Below are 17,211 nucleotides of genomic sequence, written 5' to 3' on the forward strand. Positions count from 1 at the left end.
GATCGGGCCGCATATCGCAACAAAGACTGATGCCTTTGTGTCACACTTGCACCAATTCGCCACATTTTCCGGAATCCCGGCATTGACGGCCCCCTGACCGGTATCGTTACTAAAACGCAAGGTCTGGCTCCGGGGAGTCGGATTGCCCGCGAGGGGCGGGAACTCTTTATTTCACATTGGAGGTTTCAGGTGAGCGAGAAGAACTGGAAGACACGTCTTCTTACGTCTTCGGTGTTTGCGGGTGCGTTGATCGCGTCTGCCGCACTGCCGGCGATTGCACAGACAGAGGATGAGCCGGTAGCAACGACTGCGCCGGCTGCAGACGAGACGGAAGCCCGTCAGGAAAAAGTTACGGTCACGGGTTCGCGTCTTGCGCTCGCCGACTTCCAGGCGATCAGCCCGGTCACGTCGGTGACGTCGGAAGCGATCGAACTGAACGCCACCCTGACCCTCGAAACGCTGCTGAACGAGCTGCCGCAGGTGATCCCGGGTAACACCGTCACCTCGAACAACTCGGGCGGTGAAGACTTCGCAACCATCGACCTTCGCGGCCTCGGCCCGGCACGTACCCTCGTGCTCGTCGATGGTGAGCGCGTGCCGGGTTCCTCGACCACTGGCGTGGTTGACCTGAACTCCATCCCGGCCGGCCTCGTCGACCGCGTTGAAGTCGTGACCGGCGGCGCCTCGGCCGTGTACGGTTCGGACGCCATCGCCGGCGTCGTCAACTTCATCCTGAAAGACGACTACGAAGGCGCACAAGTCACCATCGGTGGCGGCGGCGGCTTCGATGGCAACGCCCAGTACGAAACCGCTGACTTCCTGTTCGGCGGCAACTTCGACAACGGCAAAGGCAACATGGTTGCCTACGCGTCGTACTTCAACCGCGACGGCGTGTTCCAGAGCCAGTACGACTACTCGCGCGTCGCTCAGGCCCTCGTGTACGGCTACCAGTACGACTACTCGACCTCGTCGGGCCGTTACACCGGCGTGATCGCGGCAGACAGCCTCGAAGAGTACCTCGCAGCTCGCGCGGCGCTCCTGGCTGTTCCGGCCAACGCCAACCAGGTCAACTTCGCCGGCACGTTCGTCGGTGGTGGTTCGGCAACGCCGCCCTGGGGTTCGATCTCCAACAGCGCTTCGAACCCGTTCGGTGGCGCTGACGCAAACCCGCTGGTTACCGGCTGGCAGGCTGGTGACCCGAACAACCTCAACCTCAACCCGGTGCTTTCTGGCCAGTTCGGCGCGGCAAACACGGATTGCAACCCGGCCACCGCCGGAGCGGTTGTTGCAGGTAACGCCAACCTTTCGTTCAACGACCAGGGTCAGCTGACGCCTTACTTCGGTTCAGGCCCCTGTGCCGTCCCGCTGCGCGACGGCGGATCTTCGCGATACAACTACGCGCCAGACAACTACATCTACCTTCCGGCTGAGCGCTTCGGCATTCAGACGTTCGGGAACTATGACGTGACCGACTCGATCCACATGAAGACTTTCCTGTCTTATGTGCGCTCGATCACGCAGGTCCAGCTGGCTGCTACGCCGGTCACCGGCCTGTCGATCCCGGTTTCGTCCCCGGCCATCGCCGGTGCTGACGGCATCGTGGGCACCGCAGACGATCCGCACCCGGATCTGTCGGCTGCCCTCAACTCGCGTCCGACCCCCGGCGCGAACTTCACCTACGCCTGGCGCTCGAACGGCGTCGGTCCGCGTACCGGCGAGTTCATCAACTCGAACCTGATCGGCCGCGTCACCTTCGACGGCAACATCACCGACGACTGGGAGTGGAACTTCTCGGCCGGTTGGGGCCAGGGTCAGTTCAACGCGACGCTGGAAAACAACGTCAACACGGTTGCACTGCTCCAGGGCGTTGCAGGTTGCGCAAACGTGCCGGCTTCGGCTCGCCTGCCGGGCTGCGTGAACGTCGACATCTTCGGCCCGCCGGGACTGACGCCGAGCGCCGCATCGGCAAGCTTCATCCGCACGAACGTGCAGACGTCGCAGTCGATCGAGCAAACCGCCCTTTCGGGCTTCATCCGCGGTCCGCTGTTCAAGCTGCCGGCTGGTGAAGTTGCAGCGGTTGTGGGTGTCGAATACCGCCAGGACGACGTGAGCCTGCGCGTGGACGATGCCCAGCGCCGCGGTGAGATCGCCGGCTTCAACGCCGTTCAGGACATCAATGGCGCCCTGGATGTCTACGAAGCCTACACCGAGGTCTCGATCCCGATCCTCGCCGACCTGCCGGGCGCTGAAGAGCTCTCGGTCGACCTCGGCTACCGGACTTCGGACTACTCGACGGTCGGCAGCATCGAATCGTACAAGTACGGTTTCCGCTACGCACCGGTTGAATGGCTCCGCTTCCGCGGCGTCTACAACAAGGCAGCCCGTGCTCCTTCGGCCCTGGAATCCTTCCAGGCCGGTGACCAGGGCTTCCCGTCGTTCGTCGAGCCTTGCCGCTCGGGCCAGACTGCCGGCAACCCGGCCTTGCTCGCCTTCTGCACCGGCAACGGCAACATCGGCGGCGGCTTCGTCCCGGTTGGTGTGGCGCCGACCTTCGCCGCCAGCAGCTCTCAGGTCCAGGCCTTCGCGTTCGGTAACCCGAACCTGTCGCCTGAAACCGGTGAGACGGCCACGATCGGTCTCGTGTTCGAGCCCGACTTCCTGCCGGCTGGTACCTTCCGCTCGACCGTCGACTACTTCGACATCAAGCTGACGGACGCGATCGTGTCGCGTGGTGCCCAGACGATCCTGAACTCCTGCTACGGCGGCCTCGGTGCCACCCCGCAGTCGGCTTCGGATTGCCAACAGATCATCCGTGACCCGGCCACCGGCCAGATCACGTCGGTGAACACCTCGCTCACCAACTCGCTCGGCGAGACGGAGATCAAGGGCTGGGATATCCAACTCGACTACGAACTCGGCCTTGACGAAGTTGTCTCGACGCTTCCGGGTACCCTTGGTGTCAACCTGCTGCTGACCCTCACCGACTCGTGGGAAGTCAACGGCACGGACTTCGTCGGCACGACGGAAGCCGGTATCGGTTCGGCCACGCCGGAGTACAAGACGATCACCACGGTTGACTACCGCCTCGACGACTGGACCTTCCAGCTCCGTCACAACTACGTCCCGAGCCTGGCTCAGGACTATCCGGGTGGTACGTTCGATGGTACCGGCGCTCCGGACACCCCGGCGCTGTCGAACTTCGACGGCTCGATCGCCTGGGACGTCACGGACCGCTTCCGTCTCGTCGGCAACATCTCGAACATCACGGACGAGTTCCCGCCGCAGACGATCACCGGTACGTTCGACCAGGCCAACACCGACGCAGCGCTCTACGCTCCGTGGGTCATCGGCCGGACGTTCTCGATCCAGGCCCGCCTGAAGTTCTAAGCTTCAGTCGATCCAGACAGAGGGGCGGCAGGGAAACCTGCCGCCCTTTTTCTTTGCCCGGACGTCGCCTTCGACTCCGGCAAGGCCACAGCAAGGCGTGCCGGAGGGCGCCGTCTCGCGGCCTCAGTGCGGGGATGGGGAGATGCAGTGCTCCGGCTAGCGCGGAGCGGGCCTTCGGAAGGCTACCAGACCGGATCGCCGGCAGCGTCCACGAACCCGGCCTGCTCAAGACGGGCGCGCAAAGGCTCGAACTCGTCGCGATAGGTTTTCCAGGCGCCGACGCCCTGGCTGTTGATCGGATTGCGCACCTGCGCGCTCGACGCCGTCGACACGCCGCCCTTGGCCTTGTGGGGTGCGAGGCAGTCCTCGTGGAAAGACAGGCCCGACTTTGCAAGCAGGGCGCGGATCTCGGTGTCCGGATCGGCGATCAACCGTTCAAGCGTGACCTCGACGAAGACATCGCCCAGTTCGCGGCGCCAATGATCCGTCAGCTGACGGTAGATACCATAAGCGGCGGCGAGGTCTTCGAAGCGGTAGGACCAGGTGTAGGAACTCTCGCCGAACAGGATCTTGTAGGCGCCGAACAGCGAATCCATCGGCGCGCGCCGCAGATGCACGATGCGCGACTGCGGAAACGCCCGGCGCATGGCGCCCACGAGGTGGTAGTTCTGCGGCAGCTTTTCCGTGAAGAAACGGGTGGTTACGCCCCGATACTCGAAACTGCGCAGGTAGTTCTGGGCGACCCGGTTCCAGTCGACATTGTCCATGCTGCCGACGCTGGCGAGGTCGAGATCGCCGAACCGCGGCAGGTTCAGCGCATCGCGGATTGCCAGTGCGAGGCCGTGCGTCTCGCCGAGATCGGTGACTTCCGGATGCGCCGAAAAGATGCGCTCGACCAGCGTGGTGCCGGAACGCGGCAGGCCGACGATGAAGATCGGGATCAGCCCGTCGGCCGGTTCGGTGCGTTGATCGAGGCCGCCGGTGAATTGCCGCATCAGGCCTTCGGCATAGGCGCGCCGGTCTTCGAGCGGGAAGGGCGCAGCCAGGTTGGCCAGCCGGGCGCCTTCTGTCAGGGACGACCAGGCGAGGGTGCGATCGCCGGCATCATGCGCTTCCTTGAAGAGCGAATAGAGCAGGCGCGTGCGGTCGAGGTCGTGTCCGCCCGGCGCGCGCAGGGCCGCCTGCAGCTGGTCGATATGGTTCCGCTCGGCGGTCCACTTGCGGCAGTCGGCCAGCGAGAAGTGGGCGAGCGGATGGCCGGGATGGAGCGTCAGCAGATGCTCGAAACCGGAGATCGCGTCGTCGATATCACCCAGGTACCGCTGCGCGAGCGCACGGTTGTAAAGTGCGGCGGCGTCCTGCGGCATGTGGCGAACGGCAATGTCGGCATGCGAGCGCGCCTCCTCGTAGAGGCCGCAACTGGTGTAGGCATTCGACAGGACATCGTGCTGGCGCGGGCTCAGCGAAGCATTCCCGCTGACCTGGCGGGCGAGTTCAACCGCCTCGCCGCAGCGGCCGCGGTTTGCGAGCACGCGGCAGCGCTCGATGGCCAGCAGCGTGTAGGCGGGGCTGGATGGCGGCAGCGCCCTCAGCGCATCGCCCAGTGCGCGGTCGTCGTCGCCGCTTCCCATGCGCATCAAGGCGGCACACAGCAGCACCCAGGCATCCGGATGGCGCGGCGCGGCCGCCAGCACGGCCTGCGCAATGTCAGCTGCGCCCGGCAGGTCGCCGCGGCGCAGGCGCGCCTGGCCTTCGTTCAGCACCGCTGCAGCATTTGCAGGCGTGATGGCGAGGGTGCGGGTTCCGGGGGGTAAGCTCATGCCGGTGTGTTAGCGGAGGCGGCAGGCGGGGTCACTACCAAAACTCCTTGACGGGAGGGGAACGCGACCGATTATCTACCCTCAAAGGGCGTTGAAACATCTATCTCTAGCGGGAGCTATCCTCATGCACGTGAAACGGCTTGGCGCAGCTATGGCTGCACTCGCAACCCTGGCCATGGGCGCGGCGATCGTCGCGCCGGCCCAGGCAGAACCGGCCCGCGCGACGGTCGACATGTTCGTCGGCTATGACACGTTCCGGGCACCGACCCTGTCGCCGGACGGGCGGTATGTCGCCGGCGTGCTGCGCGACAAGGACGGTGACCTGCTGATCATCCATGACCGGACCACCGGGACCACCAAGCCGATCCAGCGCGCCCGCGCGGATCAGAACCTTGAGCTGAGCTCGGTGCAATTCAAGGGCAATGACCGGCTTCTCTTCGTGCTTCAGCAGAAATTTGAAATCGTTCAGGGCAAATCGACCATCGTTCCGGTCAAGGAAGAAGACAGCGACGAAGGCTTTCGTTTTGTTTCTCGCGTCTATGCATCCAACCTCGACGGCACCGGACTGGTTTCACTCTACGATCCGGCGGCAGAGCAAGGGTTTCCGCGCTGGCTGAGCGCCGGCATCGACAACAGCCTGCCTGACGACAAGGATCACGTGTTGATGCGCACGCCGTCGACCGGCGGGACGCAGCTGCGCAAGGTCAATGTGCGCACGGGAGCCTATACGCTTGTCGAAACCGGCAGCAGCAAGACGTCGGGCTGGCTCGTCGACAGCAACATGAAACCGGTGATGCGGGTGGATTCGGTGGCCAGCGGCAAGGGGTCTGCCTGGTTCCGCAGGGATGCCTCCGGCAAGTGGATCGAGATCACCCGCTACATGGGCGCCGACAACGCAAACTCCGGCGCCGATTTCCAGGGCCTCGGACGCGGCCCGCGCCCCGACACCGCGATCGTGCGCGCCCGCACGCCGGAACGCGACACGGCAGGCCTGTACGTGTACGACACCAGCACCGGAAAATTCGACGAAGCGCTGTACACGAACGATCTGTGGGACGTCAGCACCGTCATCCGGGATCCGTCGACGTCGGCCGTGATCGGCGCCTGCTATATCGAATACAAGGTCCGCTGCCTGCCGAGCGACGAGACCTTTGCATCGCACTGGCTGGCAATCGAAGATGCGATCGGCGAAGGGCACAATGTGTATCTGGAGCCTGGTGGCAACATCAATGGAAGCCTGCTGGTGAGCACGGATGGGCCGCAGGACCCCGGCACGTTCTATATCTACGACACCAAGACCCGTGCGCTTGAGTTGTTCCAGACGGCGCGTACCGTTGCCAGTCCGGAGCTGATGCCGACGTCCAGCGTCGTCAAATACGCGGCGAAGGATGGCACAGCGATGTGGGGTTATCTCTGGCTGCCGCCGGGGGCGACCTCCGAGACGCGCAACCTGCCGACCATCGTGCTGCCGCACGGCGGGCCGGAGTCGCGTGATGTCTGGGGCTTCGATCCGCTCGCGGGCTATTGGGCCTCGCAAGGCTATGCCGTGTTCCAACCGCACTTCCGCGGCGGTTCGGGCAGCGGTCGCGGCTGGGTGGAAGCCGGTCAGGGCCAGTGGGGCCAGCTGATCCAGGAAGACATCAATGACGGCACGCTGGACCTGATCGCCAAGGGCATCGCCGATCCGAACCGCATCTGCATCGCGGGCTGGTCGCATGGCGGTTATGTCGCCTTCACGGCCAGCTACCGCGACACCGACCTCTACAAATGCTCGCTGGCCGGCGCCGGCGTGTCGGACCTGCGCGACATGCAGGCCTGGGTGCGCAAGGAACAGGGCGGCAAGCAAGGCAGCAGCTACAAGTACTGGGCGGAAGCGATCGGCGATCCGAACGCCGACGCCGCCAAGCTCGACAAGTATTCGGCCAAGCGCCACGCTGACCAGGTGGGCATGCCGATCCTGATCGTGCATGGCGAACTGGACTATACGGTGCCAGTCGAACAGTCGCGCGACATGGTGGCGGCGCTCAAGCGCGCGAAAAAGCCCTACGAATATGTCGAGATCGAGGACATGGACCACTACCTGCGCCCCGACCAGGGCGATGACTGGAAGGTGGTCCTGACCAAGGGCAAGGACTTCTTCGACCGGAACATCGGACCCGGCTGGACGCCCTGATCCGGCGATTTGCGACGATTGACTGAATGGGCCCACCTTCCGCCTACGGACGGGTGGGCCTTTTCATTCCGGCACCAGGTCGAAAGCGACGCTGATACGTTCAGCGTCTTCGTTGAAGGCATTCACGCCGTGCCACATGTAGGAGGGGAAGAGAACGAGCCTGCCAGCTTTCGGGCAGACGGCGTGTTCGGCGGCCAGTCCTTCGACAGGGAAGTAGGGCGCACCGAATGTGATCCAGCCCTCCTGCGAATTGCTCTCCGGGCGGACCGACGAGGGCACGACGACGTAGAATGCGCTTGATATCCAGCCCTCGGGGTGGATGTGGTTCACATGGCTGCCGCCCTGCACGAGGCGCACGGACCAGGCGCCCTGCATCCGCCACTTGCCTGTGTTCGGCGCAAGGAACGGGTGGCCAGCATCGTGGCCCAGCGCGGCGAGGTAGCGGTTGATCGGCCCTTTCAAGGCGTCGAACAGTTTCTCGACCAGCGGGTCCTGCGGCACATCCGGGTTCAGCTGCAGTTGCGACCCGCCCCGAAGCGACTGGTCGAGCGGATGGTTGCTGAACCCGTGCAGCTCGCGCAGGCGTGCGGCGAGCGCCGCAATAAAGTCGTCCGTGGTCGAATAGCCTTCCGGCGGCTCGAGATCGAACGCCTGCACGAAACGGTCGTAGTCGTAAGGCACGCGGTAAGCAGGGTCGCCGCTGGCCCGGCGCGCGACCGCGTCGATAGCGATCCATTCCTGATCGCCGGGATCGAGCGACAGTCCCCATTCCGAATGAGCGCGCGCGCCCAGCGGGTCGCCGGCCGACATCAGCACGCAGGCTGCATTGCGGCGGATCCAGTCCACGCGAGGTGCCTGCGCGGCGGACCGGCGCGCCAGCGCAGCAGCTTCGGCATGGCGCGACATCGCCGACAGTACGATCGCTGCCGCGCTGTCGAGATGAGGCATCGGGAAAGCGGCGCGCAGCCGGTCGAGCCTGCCCAGCGCGTCCGGGAGCTGGCCAGCGCGGCGCAGGAGGTCCGCCGCCGCCATGCCGAGGCCTATGTCCTGAGGGCGGGCATCGGAGGCGGCGATCAGGCCTGATGCGAAGGTTTTCTTCTCGCCCGCCATCCAGGCGATCATCGCGAGGGCGCGGTGCAGGCTGGCATCGGCCGGAAACCGTTCGAGGGCGGACGAAAGCAGCGCGCGAGCCTCAGCTGTCCGTCCGGAACCGACCAGCGCGCCGGCGTGCATTTCGATGGCAGGCGGAAAGTCTGCATATTTCGCGAACAGCGGCGCTGCCTCGCGCCACTCGCCGCCATGGCCGAGCCCCGCGGCGCGGATCAGGGTCATGTTGCGGCTCGACGGATTCGCCTTCAGCGCGCGCGCGGCCGCGTCGGCGGCGTCATGCCACCGGCCTGTCTGGCGCAAGGCGTCAGCCTTCAGGGACCAGAAGTCGAAGCCTTGCCGGGCCGATGCGGGCAAGGCGGCCAGCGCAGCGAGGGCAGCCGGAAACTTCCCGGCCTGCACCAACATGAAGGCGCGCCGGAGCGCGACGCGCGGGTCGTTGCCGGCGGACTCAAGTGCGCGGGCAGCTTCGAGCGCGTAGCCTTGCGCGAAGCGGGCTTCGGCGAGCGCTTCGGTGAGACGCTGGCGCGCCGGTCCTGACGCGCCTGCGAGCAGGGACGCGATCTCCGTTTCCGCACCGGCGGCGTCGCCTGCCTTGAGGCGGGCAAGAGCCTGGCGTTCGAGCGGGCTGGGCGCGTTGGACATCGGGTCAGTCTAGCGCAGGTCAGCCCGCCCGCCAGCGGGCATAAAGCGCGGTCGGCAGCAGGCGTTCCGATCCGGCTTGCGGCAAGGCCATCTCGCCCTGTTCCATGATGCCGCCGTAAGGCGACATGCGATCGGCGAGGGTCTGGGCCAGCGCGAGATAGGACAGGCGAACGGCATAGACGGTGGCGATGACGAACAGCGGGTTGTCGCTCAGCAGCGCCTGTACACCGTCGAGCAGGGCAGGCAGGTCTTCCTCGAAACGCCAGGTCTCGTTGTTGGTGCCGCGACCGAACTTCGGCGGGTCAAGCACGACGGCGTCATATTTGCTGCCGCGGCGCTGCTCGCGCGCGACGAACTTCATGGCGTCATCGGCGATCCAGCGGATCGTCCGGTCGTCGAGGCCTGAGAGCGACTGGTTCTCCTTGCCAAAGCCGTTCGACTTGGGGCTGGCGTCGAGATGCACGACTTCAGCGCCTGCGGCCGCGCAAGCGAGTGACATCATGCCGGTATAGCCGAACAGGTTCAGAACCTTAACCGGTCGCTTCGCGGCGCGGATCCGCTCCTGCGCAAATCGCCAGTGTACGGAGTGTTCCTGGAACACGCCCATGTGGCGGAAGGCCGTGCGGCGCGTCGAGAAGGTGAGACCGTTCCAGCGCATCGGCCAGGTGTCGGGCGCGCGCGCGTTCAGCACCTCCCATTGGCCGGCGCCATCTTCGTCCGGCCCCTTCGCGGAGAAGCGCGCATCGGCTTTCCAGCCCTGCGCGGGTCGGGCGGGGTTCCAGAAGGCCTGCGGGTCCGGGCGGATGACGGTCTGACTGCCAAAGCGTTCGAGCTTTTGCAGGTGGCCGGAATCGAGCAGGGCGTAGTCTTCCCAGTCGTCGGCAACCAGCAGGCGGGTCTCGGTTTTCATCAGGCATAACCCCGCTGGCGCCAGGCTTCGTAGACCATGATGGCTGTCGCCTGGGCGAGGTTCAGGCTGTCGGCGCCGCCGCGCATCGGGATCAGGCAGAGCTGGTCGCAGGTTGCTTCGACCGCCGAGGGCAGGCCGGCCTGCTCGTTGCCCATCAGGATGACGGACGGACCCTGAAAGGGCGCTGCATCGTGGCGCACGGTGCCGTTGACCGAAGCGGCCGACACGGTGAGGCGCCGGGCGCGGCGCCAGGTTTCGAAAGCCTCGAACGAGGCATGCGCGAACGGCATGTCGAACAGCGAGCCCATCGAGGCGCGGACAGCCTCGAAACTGTAAGGGTCGCAGCAGGTGCCGATGAGGATGACACCGCTGGCGCCGGCGCAGTCGGCTGTGCGCAGGATGGTGCCGAGATTGCCGGGGTCGCGCACTTCATAGAGTGCCACATAAAGCGGCGCGCCCGCCTTGGGGGTGGGCAGGTCGGCCGGGGCCAGATGACGCTGGTGGAAGGCCGCCACGACGCTCTGGGCGTTGTCCTTCTGGGTGATCTTCGACATCAGCCGTTCCGGGGCGAGCACCACGCGGGCGCCGCCTTTCTCCGCCTCACGGGCAAGCGCGGCGATCTGGGGCCGCTCGGCCATGTCTGCAGCGATCACGACAGTTTCGGCGGTCCAGCCGCGCGCCAGGCCTTCGCCGACGATCCGCGCGCCCTCGGCGAGGAAGAGGCCGGTCTCCGTGCGCTCTTTCTTCCGCTCGAGGCCTTTCAGGGCCTTGATGAGCGGGTTTGACGGGCTTGTCAGGGTTTCTGGCGGGCGTTTCATCAGGGGCGGGCGCCTGTGGGCTGGAGTCTTGCGATGCGTTAACGGATAGGGCATCCCTCGGGACAGGGACAATGGTTACGGGAGGTCAGCGACGTCGTGCGCCTGCTTGACTACCTCACGGGCCTTATTTCACTCCTCGCGCTGCCCTTTATCCTGTGGTGGGGCGTGAACCAATCCCCCCATAGCGCCGCTGACCTGGAAAAGCGCCTTGAAACAAGGGCGCAGCAGGCGTTGCTGAGCGAGGGCATTGACTGGGCGCGTGTTGAGATGGACGGCCAGACGGCGATCCTGAGCGGCGCCGCACCGTCCGAAGATGCGGTCGAAGATGCTGCCCGAACGGTGCTGCGCAGCAGTGGCAAGGGCGGGCTGCTGTTCGGTGGGGTGGCTCAGGTCGAGACGCGGGTGCATCCGGCTGACGCGGTGCGGCCCTACAGCTGGACGGTGGAGAAGCTGCCCACGGGCGGCCTGGTGCTGGGCGGACATGTGCCTTCGAAGGCTGTGCGGACCGCGCTGGTGGCGGAAGCAGAGACGGTGTCCGGCGGCGCGGTGGAAGACCGGATGCTGATGGCGACCGGTGTGCCGCCGGGTAACTGGCAAGGCATCGCGCAACTGGCGATCCGGCAGGTTGCCGAGCTGGACGCTGGCGATGCGAGGCTGATGGATCATGTGCTGACCGTACGCGGCAACGTCGGCGACGATACGCTGCGGGCGCGCCTGACGGCGACGACGACGGCCGTCGCCGGACCGTTCCGGGGCGTGGCGCTGATCCGGGGGCAGCCGCTCTGGTTAGCCACGCGGACCGGTGACGCGCTCGTGCTGTCTGGTTCCGTGCCGGGCGAGAATGAACGGCGGTCTCTGATCAGCGCGGCGCGGCGAGATTTTGCCGGCGAGGTGCGCGATGAAATGGTCACCGCGGATACGCCGGCAGAAGGCTGGATCGACGGCGCAAAGGCCGGGCTCGGCCACCTTGCGGACTTCAGCGACGGCGTGATGACGTTTGACCCGGCGGTCAACGGTTTCACGTTCGAAGGCACGGCGCCGGCGAGCACGTTGCAATTCCTTCACGAGGACATGGTGCGGGCGGCCGGGCGTTGGCGGTTCGTGCTGGCGGCGAACGCCGAGCCGGCTGCACCTTCAGCGCCGGAGTGGGCCACGCCGGCCGGGTGCGCCGACGCGATCAACGAGATGCTCGCGAGCCCGGCGATCAGCTTTGTGCCGGGCCGCGCGGAGTTCAGCCGCGACAGCGCCAAAGGGCTCGACGCGCTGGCGCGCATGGCGGGCGAGTGTGCGCCGAACGGCGCCTTCGACATTGATGTGGAAGGCGACGCGCTGGCCGAGGCGCGGGCTGCCGCTCTGGCAGGATTTATCGAGCGGGCAGGGATGGCGCGGCCCCGGATTGCTGCAATCGGCTATGGCTCCCTTGCGGCGGTCGAGGGTATGGACATTCGGGCTGCCGGGCCTTCGGACCGGCGGCCGGAATTCACGGTACGGGAGCGGAGTGCACAATGACGTGGCTGTTGGCACATATGTGGATTGCCCTGGCGGCGACCGGGGTCGTGACGCTGCTGCTCGGCTGGTCGATTCGCGGCATGTTGCTGTCGGGCAAGATGCGCCAGGCCATGGTCGAGCGCGATATGGTGAAGGTCGAACTCGGCGAAGCGAAGGACGAGATCGAGCGCCTGTTCGCGGCGCAGCGCAAGCTCGCGAACGGCGACACGCCGGCGCCGGCTGCGCCGGATCCGATCCTTGCCCGCAAGGTTGAATCGCTGACCGCCGAACTGGCGCGCAAGTCGGCTGAGATCGACGCACTGAAATCGGCTGCGCCGGTTGCGGCCGCGCCGGCTGCTGCAGCTGCCGCCGCGCCGGTCGAAGAGACGCTGGTCTGGCGCAACCGCCACCTGGAAAGCCGCGTCGTGCATCTCGAATCCGAACTTGCGAAAGCGCAGGTTCCCGCCGCACCGGTCGCGGCGCCTGTGGAGGTCGCGACGCCGGTCGATACGGCCAAGCTTGAATGGGAAGTGGATTACCTGCGCACGCGGGTGAAGGGGCTCGAGGCTGAGCTGGCGGCTGTTCCAGCCCCCGCGCCGGAGCCCGTCGCCGAGGCGCCGCCGGCGCCAGCGGCTGCAGCGGAGTCGACCGGACCGGTGGAGGAAGAGATCGCGCGCCTGCGCTGGCGCGTGCGGTTCCTCGAAGGTCGCCTCGCCTATTTCGAAGGTGATGCCAACGCGGACGCGCCGCCAGCTTCCGGTGAAGCCGCGCCTGCCAAGCGCGCCGCCGAGACGATCCTCGATCAGCTGGAAGAAGCCGATGAGCGCGCCGAAGCGGCCGCTACCGGGCAGATTGCGCGCGTGCGCCCCGTCGCGCTCGAGCGGCCGGTAGAAGGCGCGGCGGCTGACCTCACGCTGATTGGTGGAATCGGTCCGAAGATTCAGGATGTGCTGAACAGTCTCGGCATCTATCATTTTGATCAGATTGCAGACTGGACGCCTGAGAATGTTGCCTGGGTCGATGACTACCTGAGCTTTTCCGGCCGGATCACGCGGGAGGGCTGGGTGGAGCAGGCCGCCGTGCTGGTGGATGAAGCCGCCGACGCCTGAGGCCGGCGCCATTCAGAACGGGTTCACGCCCCGGGTCCTAACCTTGTTGCAACCCGGCAGGCCGCTTTGCATTTACCATGGCAGGCGTTAGGCTTGCCGCAGAAGCTGGTCACAGGAGACGGACCCCATGTCGCGTGAAATCGAGTTCGGAGAAAAGTTCGACAGCGCGTTGCTCGCAAATGCGCCGCGTGTGCACCTGTCGCGGCGCGGCATCATCATGGGCCTTGCCGCCGGCAGCGTGTTTCCCTTCGTGACGGGCTGCGCCACCAACGCGGCGACGGGCGACAGCCAGCTGCTGCTTTTCGGGGATGCCGAAGTGGCCAGCATGGCGGCCACCGCCTGGACCGACATGAAGACCCAGACGCCGCAGACGTCGAATTCCAAGCTCAAGAGCCGCGTGCTCAATGTGTGGGACCGCACAGTGAAGGGCGCCGTCGCGCAGGGCCACATCAACCCGAATGACAACTGGGATGTCGCCGTGTTCGACACCGACGACGTCAACGCCTTCGTCATGCCGGGCAACCGTGTGGGCGTGTATCGCGGTATCACCGAACTGACCGAGAACGACGACCAGCTCTCCTCGGTGCTTGGCCACGAGACGGGTCACGTCGTGGGCAAGCATGCCGCCGAGCGCCTGTCGGTGTCGACCGCCGCGCAGGTTGGCCTGATGGCCGGCCAGATCGCCGTCGCCTCGTCGGAAACGCTTTCGAAATACGGCACCACGATCGGCGCCCTTGGCGGCGCCGCTGTGCAGTTCGGCGTGGTGCTGCCCTACAGCCGCAAGCATGAACTGCAGGCGGACAAGCTCGGCGTCGATTACATGCACAACGCCGGCTATGACGTGAAACAGTCAGTGCGGCTGTGGGAGCTGATGGACGCCCAGTCGAAAGGCCAGCGCCCGCCCGAGTTCATGTCGACCCACCCGGATCCGGTGCGGCGCGCCGAAGAGCTGCGCAACTACATCAACGCCAAGGGCTATGCGCTGATCTAGGCTGCACCCCGCAAACCCCGAATTGCCCCGGATGGCCCCGCCGTCCGGGGTTTTTCATGGCGATGCTTGACCGGGCGGGGGCTTTGGGCCATACGCGCCGCTTCTGCGGGAGGCGCCAGCCGTACCGCGGAGCCTCGATTCAACCGGGCGGATCGAAAGACCACCGCCCCTTCGCCAACGTTGTGAGGACAAAATGGCTAAGAAACTGCTGGGGCAGATCAAGCTCCAGATTCCGGCCGGCAAGGCCAACCCGTCGCCGCCCGTGGGCCCCGCCCTGGGCCAGCGCGGCATCAACATCATGGAATTCTGCAAGGCCTTTAACGCCAAGACCCAAGGTCTTGAAGAAGGCATCCCGATCCCGGTCGTGATCCAGTATTACCAGGACAAGTCGTTCACCTTCGTCACCAAGACGCCGCCGGCCTCGGTGCTGCTGAAAAAGGCCGCTGGCCTGAAACTCGGCAAGAAACCGGCCTCGGGCGCGAAAAAGCCGGGCCACGAGTCGACCGGCAAGGTCACGATGGACCAGGTCCGTGAAATCGCGAAGGTCAAGATGAACGACCTCAACGCCAACGATCTCGAAGCCGCTTCGAAGATCATCGCCGGCTCTGCCCGCGCGATGGGCCTGCGGGTTGAGGAGTAAGCACCATGGCCAAAGGAAAACGTACCCGCGCCATCGAGCAGACGATCGATGCCACCAAGACCTACACGATCGCCGAAGCCGTCAAGCTCGTGAAGTCGAACGCCAAGGCGAAATTCGACGAGACGATCGAACTCGCCGTGAACCTCGGCGTTGACCCGAAATATGCTGACCAGCAGGTCCGCAGCGTGGTCAACCTGCCGGCCGGTACCGGCAAGAACGTCCGCGTCGCCGTGTTCGCCAAGGACAAGAAGGCCGAGGAAGCCCTCGCAGCCGGCGCCGACATCGTCGGTGCTGACGACCTGTTCGAAAAGGTCAACGGCGGCTTCATGGACTTCGACCGCGTCATCGCTACGCCGGACATGATGGGCCTCGTCGGCCGTCTCGGTAAGGTGCTCGGCCCGCGCGGCCTGATGCCGAACCCGAAAGTCGGCACGGTCACCCCGAACGTCACCCAGGCCGTCAAGGACGCCAAGGGCGGCGCCGTCGAGTTCAAGGTCGAAAAGGCAGGCATCGTGCATGCCGGCGTCGGCAAGGCGAGCTTCTCGCAGGCCGACATCGAGAAAAACGTCAACGCGTTCCTCTCGGCGCTGGTCAAGGCCCGCCCGTCGGGCGCGAAAGGCACGTTCGTGCGCAAGATCTCGCTCTCGTCCACGATGGGCGGCGGCGTGACGATCGACCTGGCTGAAGCCAAGGGCTGAGCCTGGGCTGCCGCAACGGCACCACATTGAAGAAGCCCGGCCTGCGCCTTGCGCGGGCCGGGTTTTTTCTTGCCGCATAAAAAAGCGCTGAGGGGGTTGCGGCCCGGTGGAAAAAGCGTTAATGCCCGCCGCTTGACGGGAGTTCACCGATGTGCATTCGGGGGACTCCCGTTTCCTGTCACAGACCATAGGCCATTCCTTCCTGGAAAGCCAAGGGCCGCAAGGCCACCTATGCAGACGGGGTGAGGCGTAGATACGGTTCGGTTTTTTCTGGATTTTTCCGGGAAAGGGCGCATCGGGCAGGCCAATCCCTGGGCAGGCGCTGGAAGCCGCAAGGCAGAAGGCGAACACCTAGGGCGGCCGGATGGTCCGGGCGCCTCAATGGAGACCCGCAATGGATAAAGCTGGAAAAAGCGCGGCTCTCGATACCCTGAAAGGGGTGTTCGAAGGGTCGGGTGTGGTCGTCGTGACCCACTATACCGGTCTGACCGTCGCGGAAATGACGAAGCTGCGTGGCCTGCTCCGCAAGGACGGCGCGCACTTCAAAGTGGTCAAGAACCGCCTGGCGAAGATCGCCCTCGGCGGAACGGGTGGCGACAAGGCACTGGACCTGTTCCAGGGCCCTGTGGCGATCGCCTATTCTCCGGACCCGGTGTCGGCTGCGAAAGCGGCTGACGAGTTTGCGAAGGAAAATTCCAAACTCGTGATCATCGGTGCGGTGATGGGTGAGCAAGTGCTGGACGCCAAAGGCGTCGAAGCGCTCGCGAAACTCCCCTCTCTCGACCAACTGCGTGGCAAGCTCATCGGCCTCCTGCAGGCTCCGGCAACGAAAGTTGCTGGCGTCATCCAGGCTCCGGCGTCGCAGCTGGCCCGCGTGGTGGCGGCCTACGCGTCGAAAGACGCTGCCTAATCCGCCCGTTTTCGCAACCAACGACCTTATCAACCGAACCAAACAACAGGACATACAACCATGGCAAATCTCGAAAAGATTGTCGAAGACCTCTCGGCTCTGACCGTTCTCGAAGCGGCTGAACTCGCGAAACTGCTCGAAGAAAAGTGGGGCGTCTCGGCCGCTGCGCCGGTCGCCGTTGCCGCTGCTGGCGGCGGTGCTGCCCCGGCTGCTGCTGCTGAAGAGAAAACCGAGTTCGATGTCGTGCTCACCGACGCTGGTGGCAAGAAAATCGAAGTCATCAAGCTGGTGCGCGAAGTCGTTCCGGCGCTCGGCCTGAAAGAAGCCAAAGACCTCGTCGAAGGCGCTCCGAAGACCGTGAAAGAAGGCGTCTCGAAAGCTGACGCTGAAGCGATGAAGAAGAAGTTCGAAGACGCAGGCGCCAAAGTCGAACTGAAGTAAGCGCCCTTGGGCGTGTATCCGGACGGTGTTCGCGCGAGGCGCCGTCTGTAGTGGATTAGCGCGGCGGTCTCCTT

13 protein-coding genes are annotated in these 17,211 nt (G+C 65.4%); 9 read left to right on the forward strand and 4 right to left on the reverse strand.

Annotated elements, in window-relative coordinates; translation table 11 throughout:
• Positions 1-189 precede the first annotated feature (189 nt).
• Positions 190-3,387, forward strand: a complete 3,198-nt coding sequence (locus IPK75_09515; protein MBK8198596.1) for a TonB-dependent receptor — start codon at positions 190-192, stop codon at positions 3,385-3,387.
• A 182-nt stretch (positions 3,388-3,569) separates the two neighbouring features.
• Here the strand turns inward: IPK75_09515 and IPK75_09520 are convergent, their stop codons facing one another.
• Positions 3,570-5,207 carry a sulfotransferase gene (locus IPK75_09520; GenBank protein MBK8198597.1) on the reverse strand — a complete coding sequence of 546 codons (1,638 nt, stop codon included), beginning with the start codon at positions 5,205-5,207 and terminating at the stop codon, positions 3,570-3,572.
• 124 nt (positions 5,208-5,331) lie between these two features.
• Here IPK75_09520 and IPK75_09525 point away from each other — a divergent pair, with 124 nt between their 5' ends.
• The gene (locus IPK75_09525; GenBank protein ID MBK8198598.1) at positions 5,332-7,380 is read left to right on the forward strand and encodes a S9 family peptidase; all 2,049 of its coding nucleotides are present in this window, start codon (positions 5,332-5,334) and stop codon (positions 7,378-7,380) included.
• Between the two features lie 63 nt (positions 7,381-7,443).
• Here the strand turns inward: IPK75_09525 and IPK75_09530 are convergent, their stop codons facing one another.
• Genes IPK75_09530 through IPK75_09540 form a run of 3 tightly spaced genes read right to left on the reverse strand, consistent with a single transcriptional unit; the run spans position 7,444 to position 10,860 of the window.
• A complete protein-coding gene (locus IPK75_09530; GenBank protein ID MBK8198599.1) occupies positions 7,444-9,132 on the reverse strand; it encodes a tetratricopeptide repeat protein in 1,689 nt (562 codons plus the stop codon).
• 19 nt (positions 9,133-9,151) lie between these two features.
• Positions 9,152-10,042, reverse strand: coding sequence for a class I SAM-dependent methyltransferase (locus tag IPK75_09535; protein ID MBK8198600.1), 891 nt, complete (start codon positions 10,040-10,042; stop codon positions 9,152-9,154).
• On the reverse strand, positions 10,042-10,860 hold the full coding sequence (locus tag IPK75_09540) for an RNA methyltransferase (GenBank protein MBK8198601.1): 819 nt from the start codon (positions 10,858-10,860) through the stop codon (positions 10,042-10,044). The genes IPK75_09535 and IPK75_09540 overlap by 1 nt, the downstream gene beginning before the upstream one ends.
• A 96-nt stretch (positions 10,861-10,956) precedes the next feature.
• Here IPK75_09540 and IPK75_09545 point away from each other — a divergent pair, with 96 nt between their 5' ends.
• From IPK75_09545 to rplL, 7 genes are all read left to right on the forward strand, one after another.
• Entirely contained in the window at positions 10,957-12,369 is a 1,413-nt protein-coding gene (locus IPK75_09545; protein MBK8198602.1) for a hypothetical protein, read from the forward strand.
• Complete coding sequence (locus tag IPK75_09550; protein ID MBK8198603.1) at positions 12,366-13,457, forward strand: hypothetical protein; 1,092 nt, start codon at positions 12,366-12,368, stop codon at positions 13,455-13,457. The genes IPK75_09545 and IPK75_09550 overlap by 4 nt, the downstream gene beginning before the upstream one ends.
• A 127-nt stretch (positions 13,458-13,584) precedes the next feature.
• Positions 13,585-14,448, forward strand: coding sequence for a M48 family metallopeptidase (locus IPK75_09555; protein MBK8198604.1), 864 nt, complete (start codon positions 13,585-13,587; stop codon positions 14,446-14,448).
• Positions 14,449-14,641: 193 nt separating this feature from the next.
• Positions 14,642-15,088 (forward strand): 50S ribosomal protein L11, encoded by a 447-nt coding sequence (rplK, locus tag IPK75_09560; protein MBK8198605.1) that lies wholly within the window; start codon positions 14,642-14,644, stop codon positions 15,086-15,088.
• Between the two features lie 5 nt (positions 15,089-15,093).
• Positions 15,094-15,786, forward strand: a complete 693-nt coding sequence (rplA, locus tag IPK75_09565; protein MBK8198606.1) for a 50S ribosomal protein L1 — start codon at positions 15,094-15,096, stop codon at positions 15,784-15,786.
• 394 nt (positions 15,787-16,180) lie between these two features.
• The gene (gene rplJ / locus IPK75_09570; GenBank protein ID MBK8198607.1) at positions 16,181-16,696 is read left to right on the forward strand and encodes a 50S ribosomal protein L10; all 516 of its coding nucleotides are present in this window, start codon (positions 16,181-16,183) and stop codon (positions 16,694-16,696) included.
• Positions 16,697-16,756: 60 nt separating this feature from the next.
• Entirely contained in the window at positions 16,757-17,137 is a 381-nt protein-coding gene (gene rplL / locus IPK75_09575) for a 50S ribosomal protein L7/L12 (protein ID MBK8198608.1), read from the forward strand.
• The last annotated feature ends 74 nt before the right edge of the window (positions 17,138-17,211 follow it).

The sequence above is a fragment of the Acidobacteriota bacterium genome, from assembly GCA_016712445.1.
Lineage (GTDB): Bacteria > Pseudomonadota > Alphaproteobacteria > Caulobacterales > Hyphomonadaceae > Hyphomonas.

Excerpts from the sequence above, each read along its gene's own strand:
- IPK75_09530 (MBK8198599.1), bottom strand. The coding sequence starts at position 9,132 with ATGTCCAACGCGCCCAGCCCGCTCGAACGCCAGGCTCTTGCCCGCCTC.
- rplA (MBK8198606.1), top strand. The coding sequence starts at position 15,094 with ATGGCCAAAGGAAAACGTACCCGCGCCATCGAGCAGACGATCGATGCC.
- IPK75_09525 (MBK8198598.1), top strand. The coding sequence starts at position 5,332 with ATGCACGTGAAACGGCTTGGCGCAGCTATGGCTGCACTCGCAACCCTG.
- rplL (MBK8198608.1), top strand. The coding sequence starts at position 16,757 with ATGGCAAATCTCGAAAAGATTGTCGAAGACCTCTCGGCTCTGACCGTT.
- IPK75_09550 (MBK8198603.1), top strand. The coding sequence starts at position 12,366 with ATGACGTGGCTGTTGGCACATATGTGGATTGCCCTGGCGGCGACCGGG.
- IPK75_09535 (MBK8198600.1), bottom strand. The coding sequence starts at position 10,042 with ATGAAAACCGAGACCCGCCTGCTGGTTGCCGACGACTGGGAAGACTAC.
- IPK75_09555 (MBK8198604.1), top strand. The coding sequence starts at position 13,585 with ATGTCGCGTGAAATCGAGTTCGGAGAAAAGTTCGACAGCGCGTTGCTC.
- rplJ (MBK8198607.1), top strand. The coding sequence starts at position 16,181 with ATGGATAAAGCTGGAAAAAGCGCGGCTCTCGATACCCTGAAAGGGGTG.
- IPK75_09520 (MBK8198597.1), bottom strand. The coding sequence starts at position 5,207 with ATGAGCTTACCCCCCGGAACCCGCACCCTCGCCATCACGCCTGCAAAT.
- IPK75_09540 (MBK8198601.1), bottom strand. The coding sequence starts at position 10,860 with ATGAAACGCCCGCCAGAAACCCTGACAAGCCCGTCAAACCCGCTCATC.
- rplK (MBK8198605.1), top strand. The coding sequence starts at position 14,642 with ATGGCTAAGAAACTGCTGGGGCAGATCAAGCTCCAGATTCCGGCCGGC.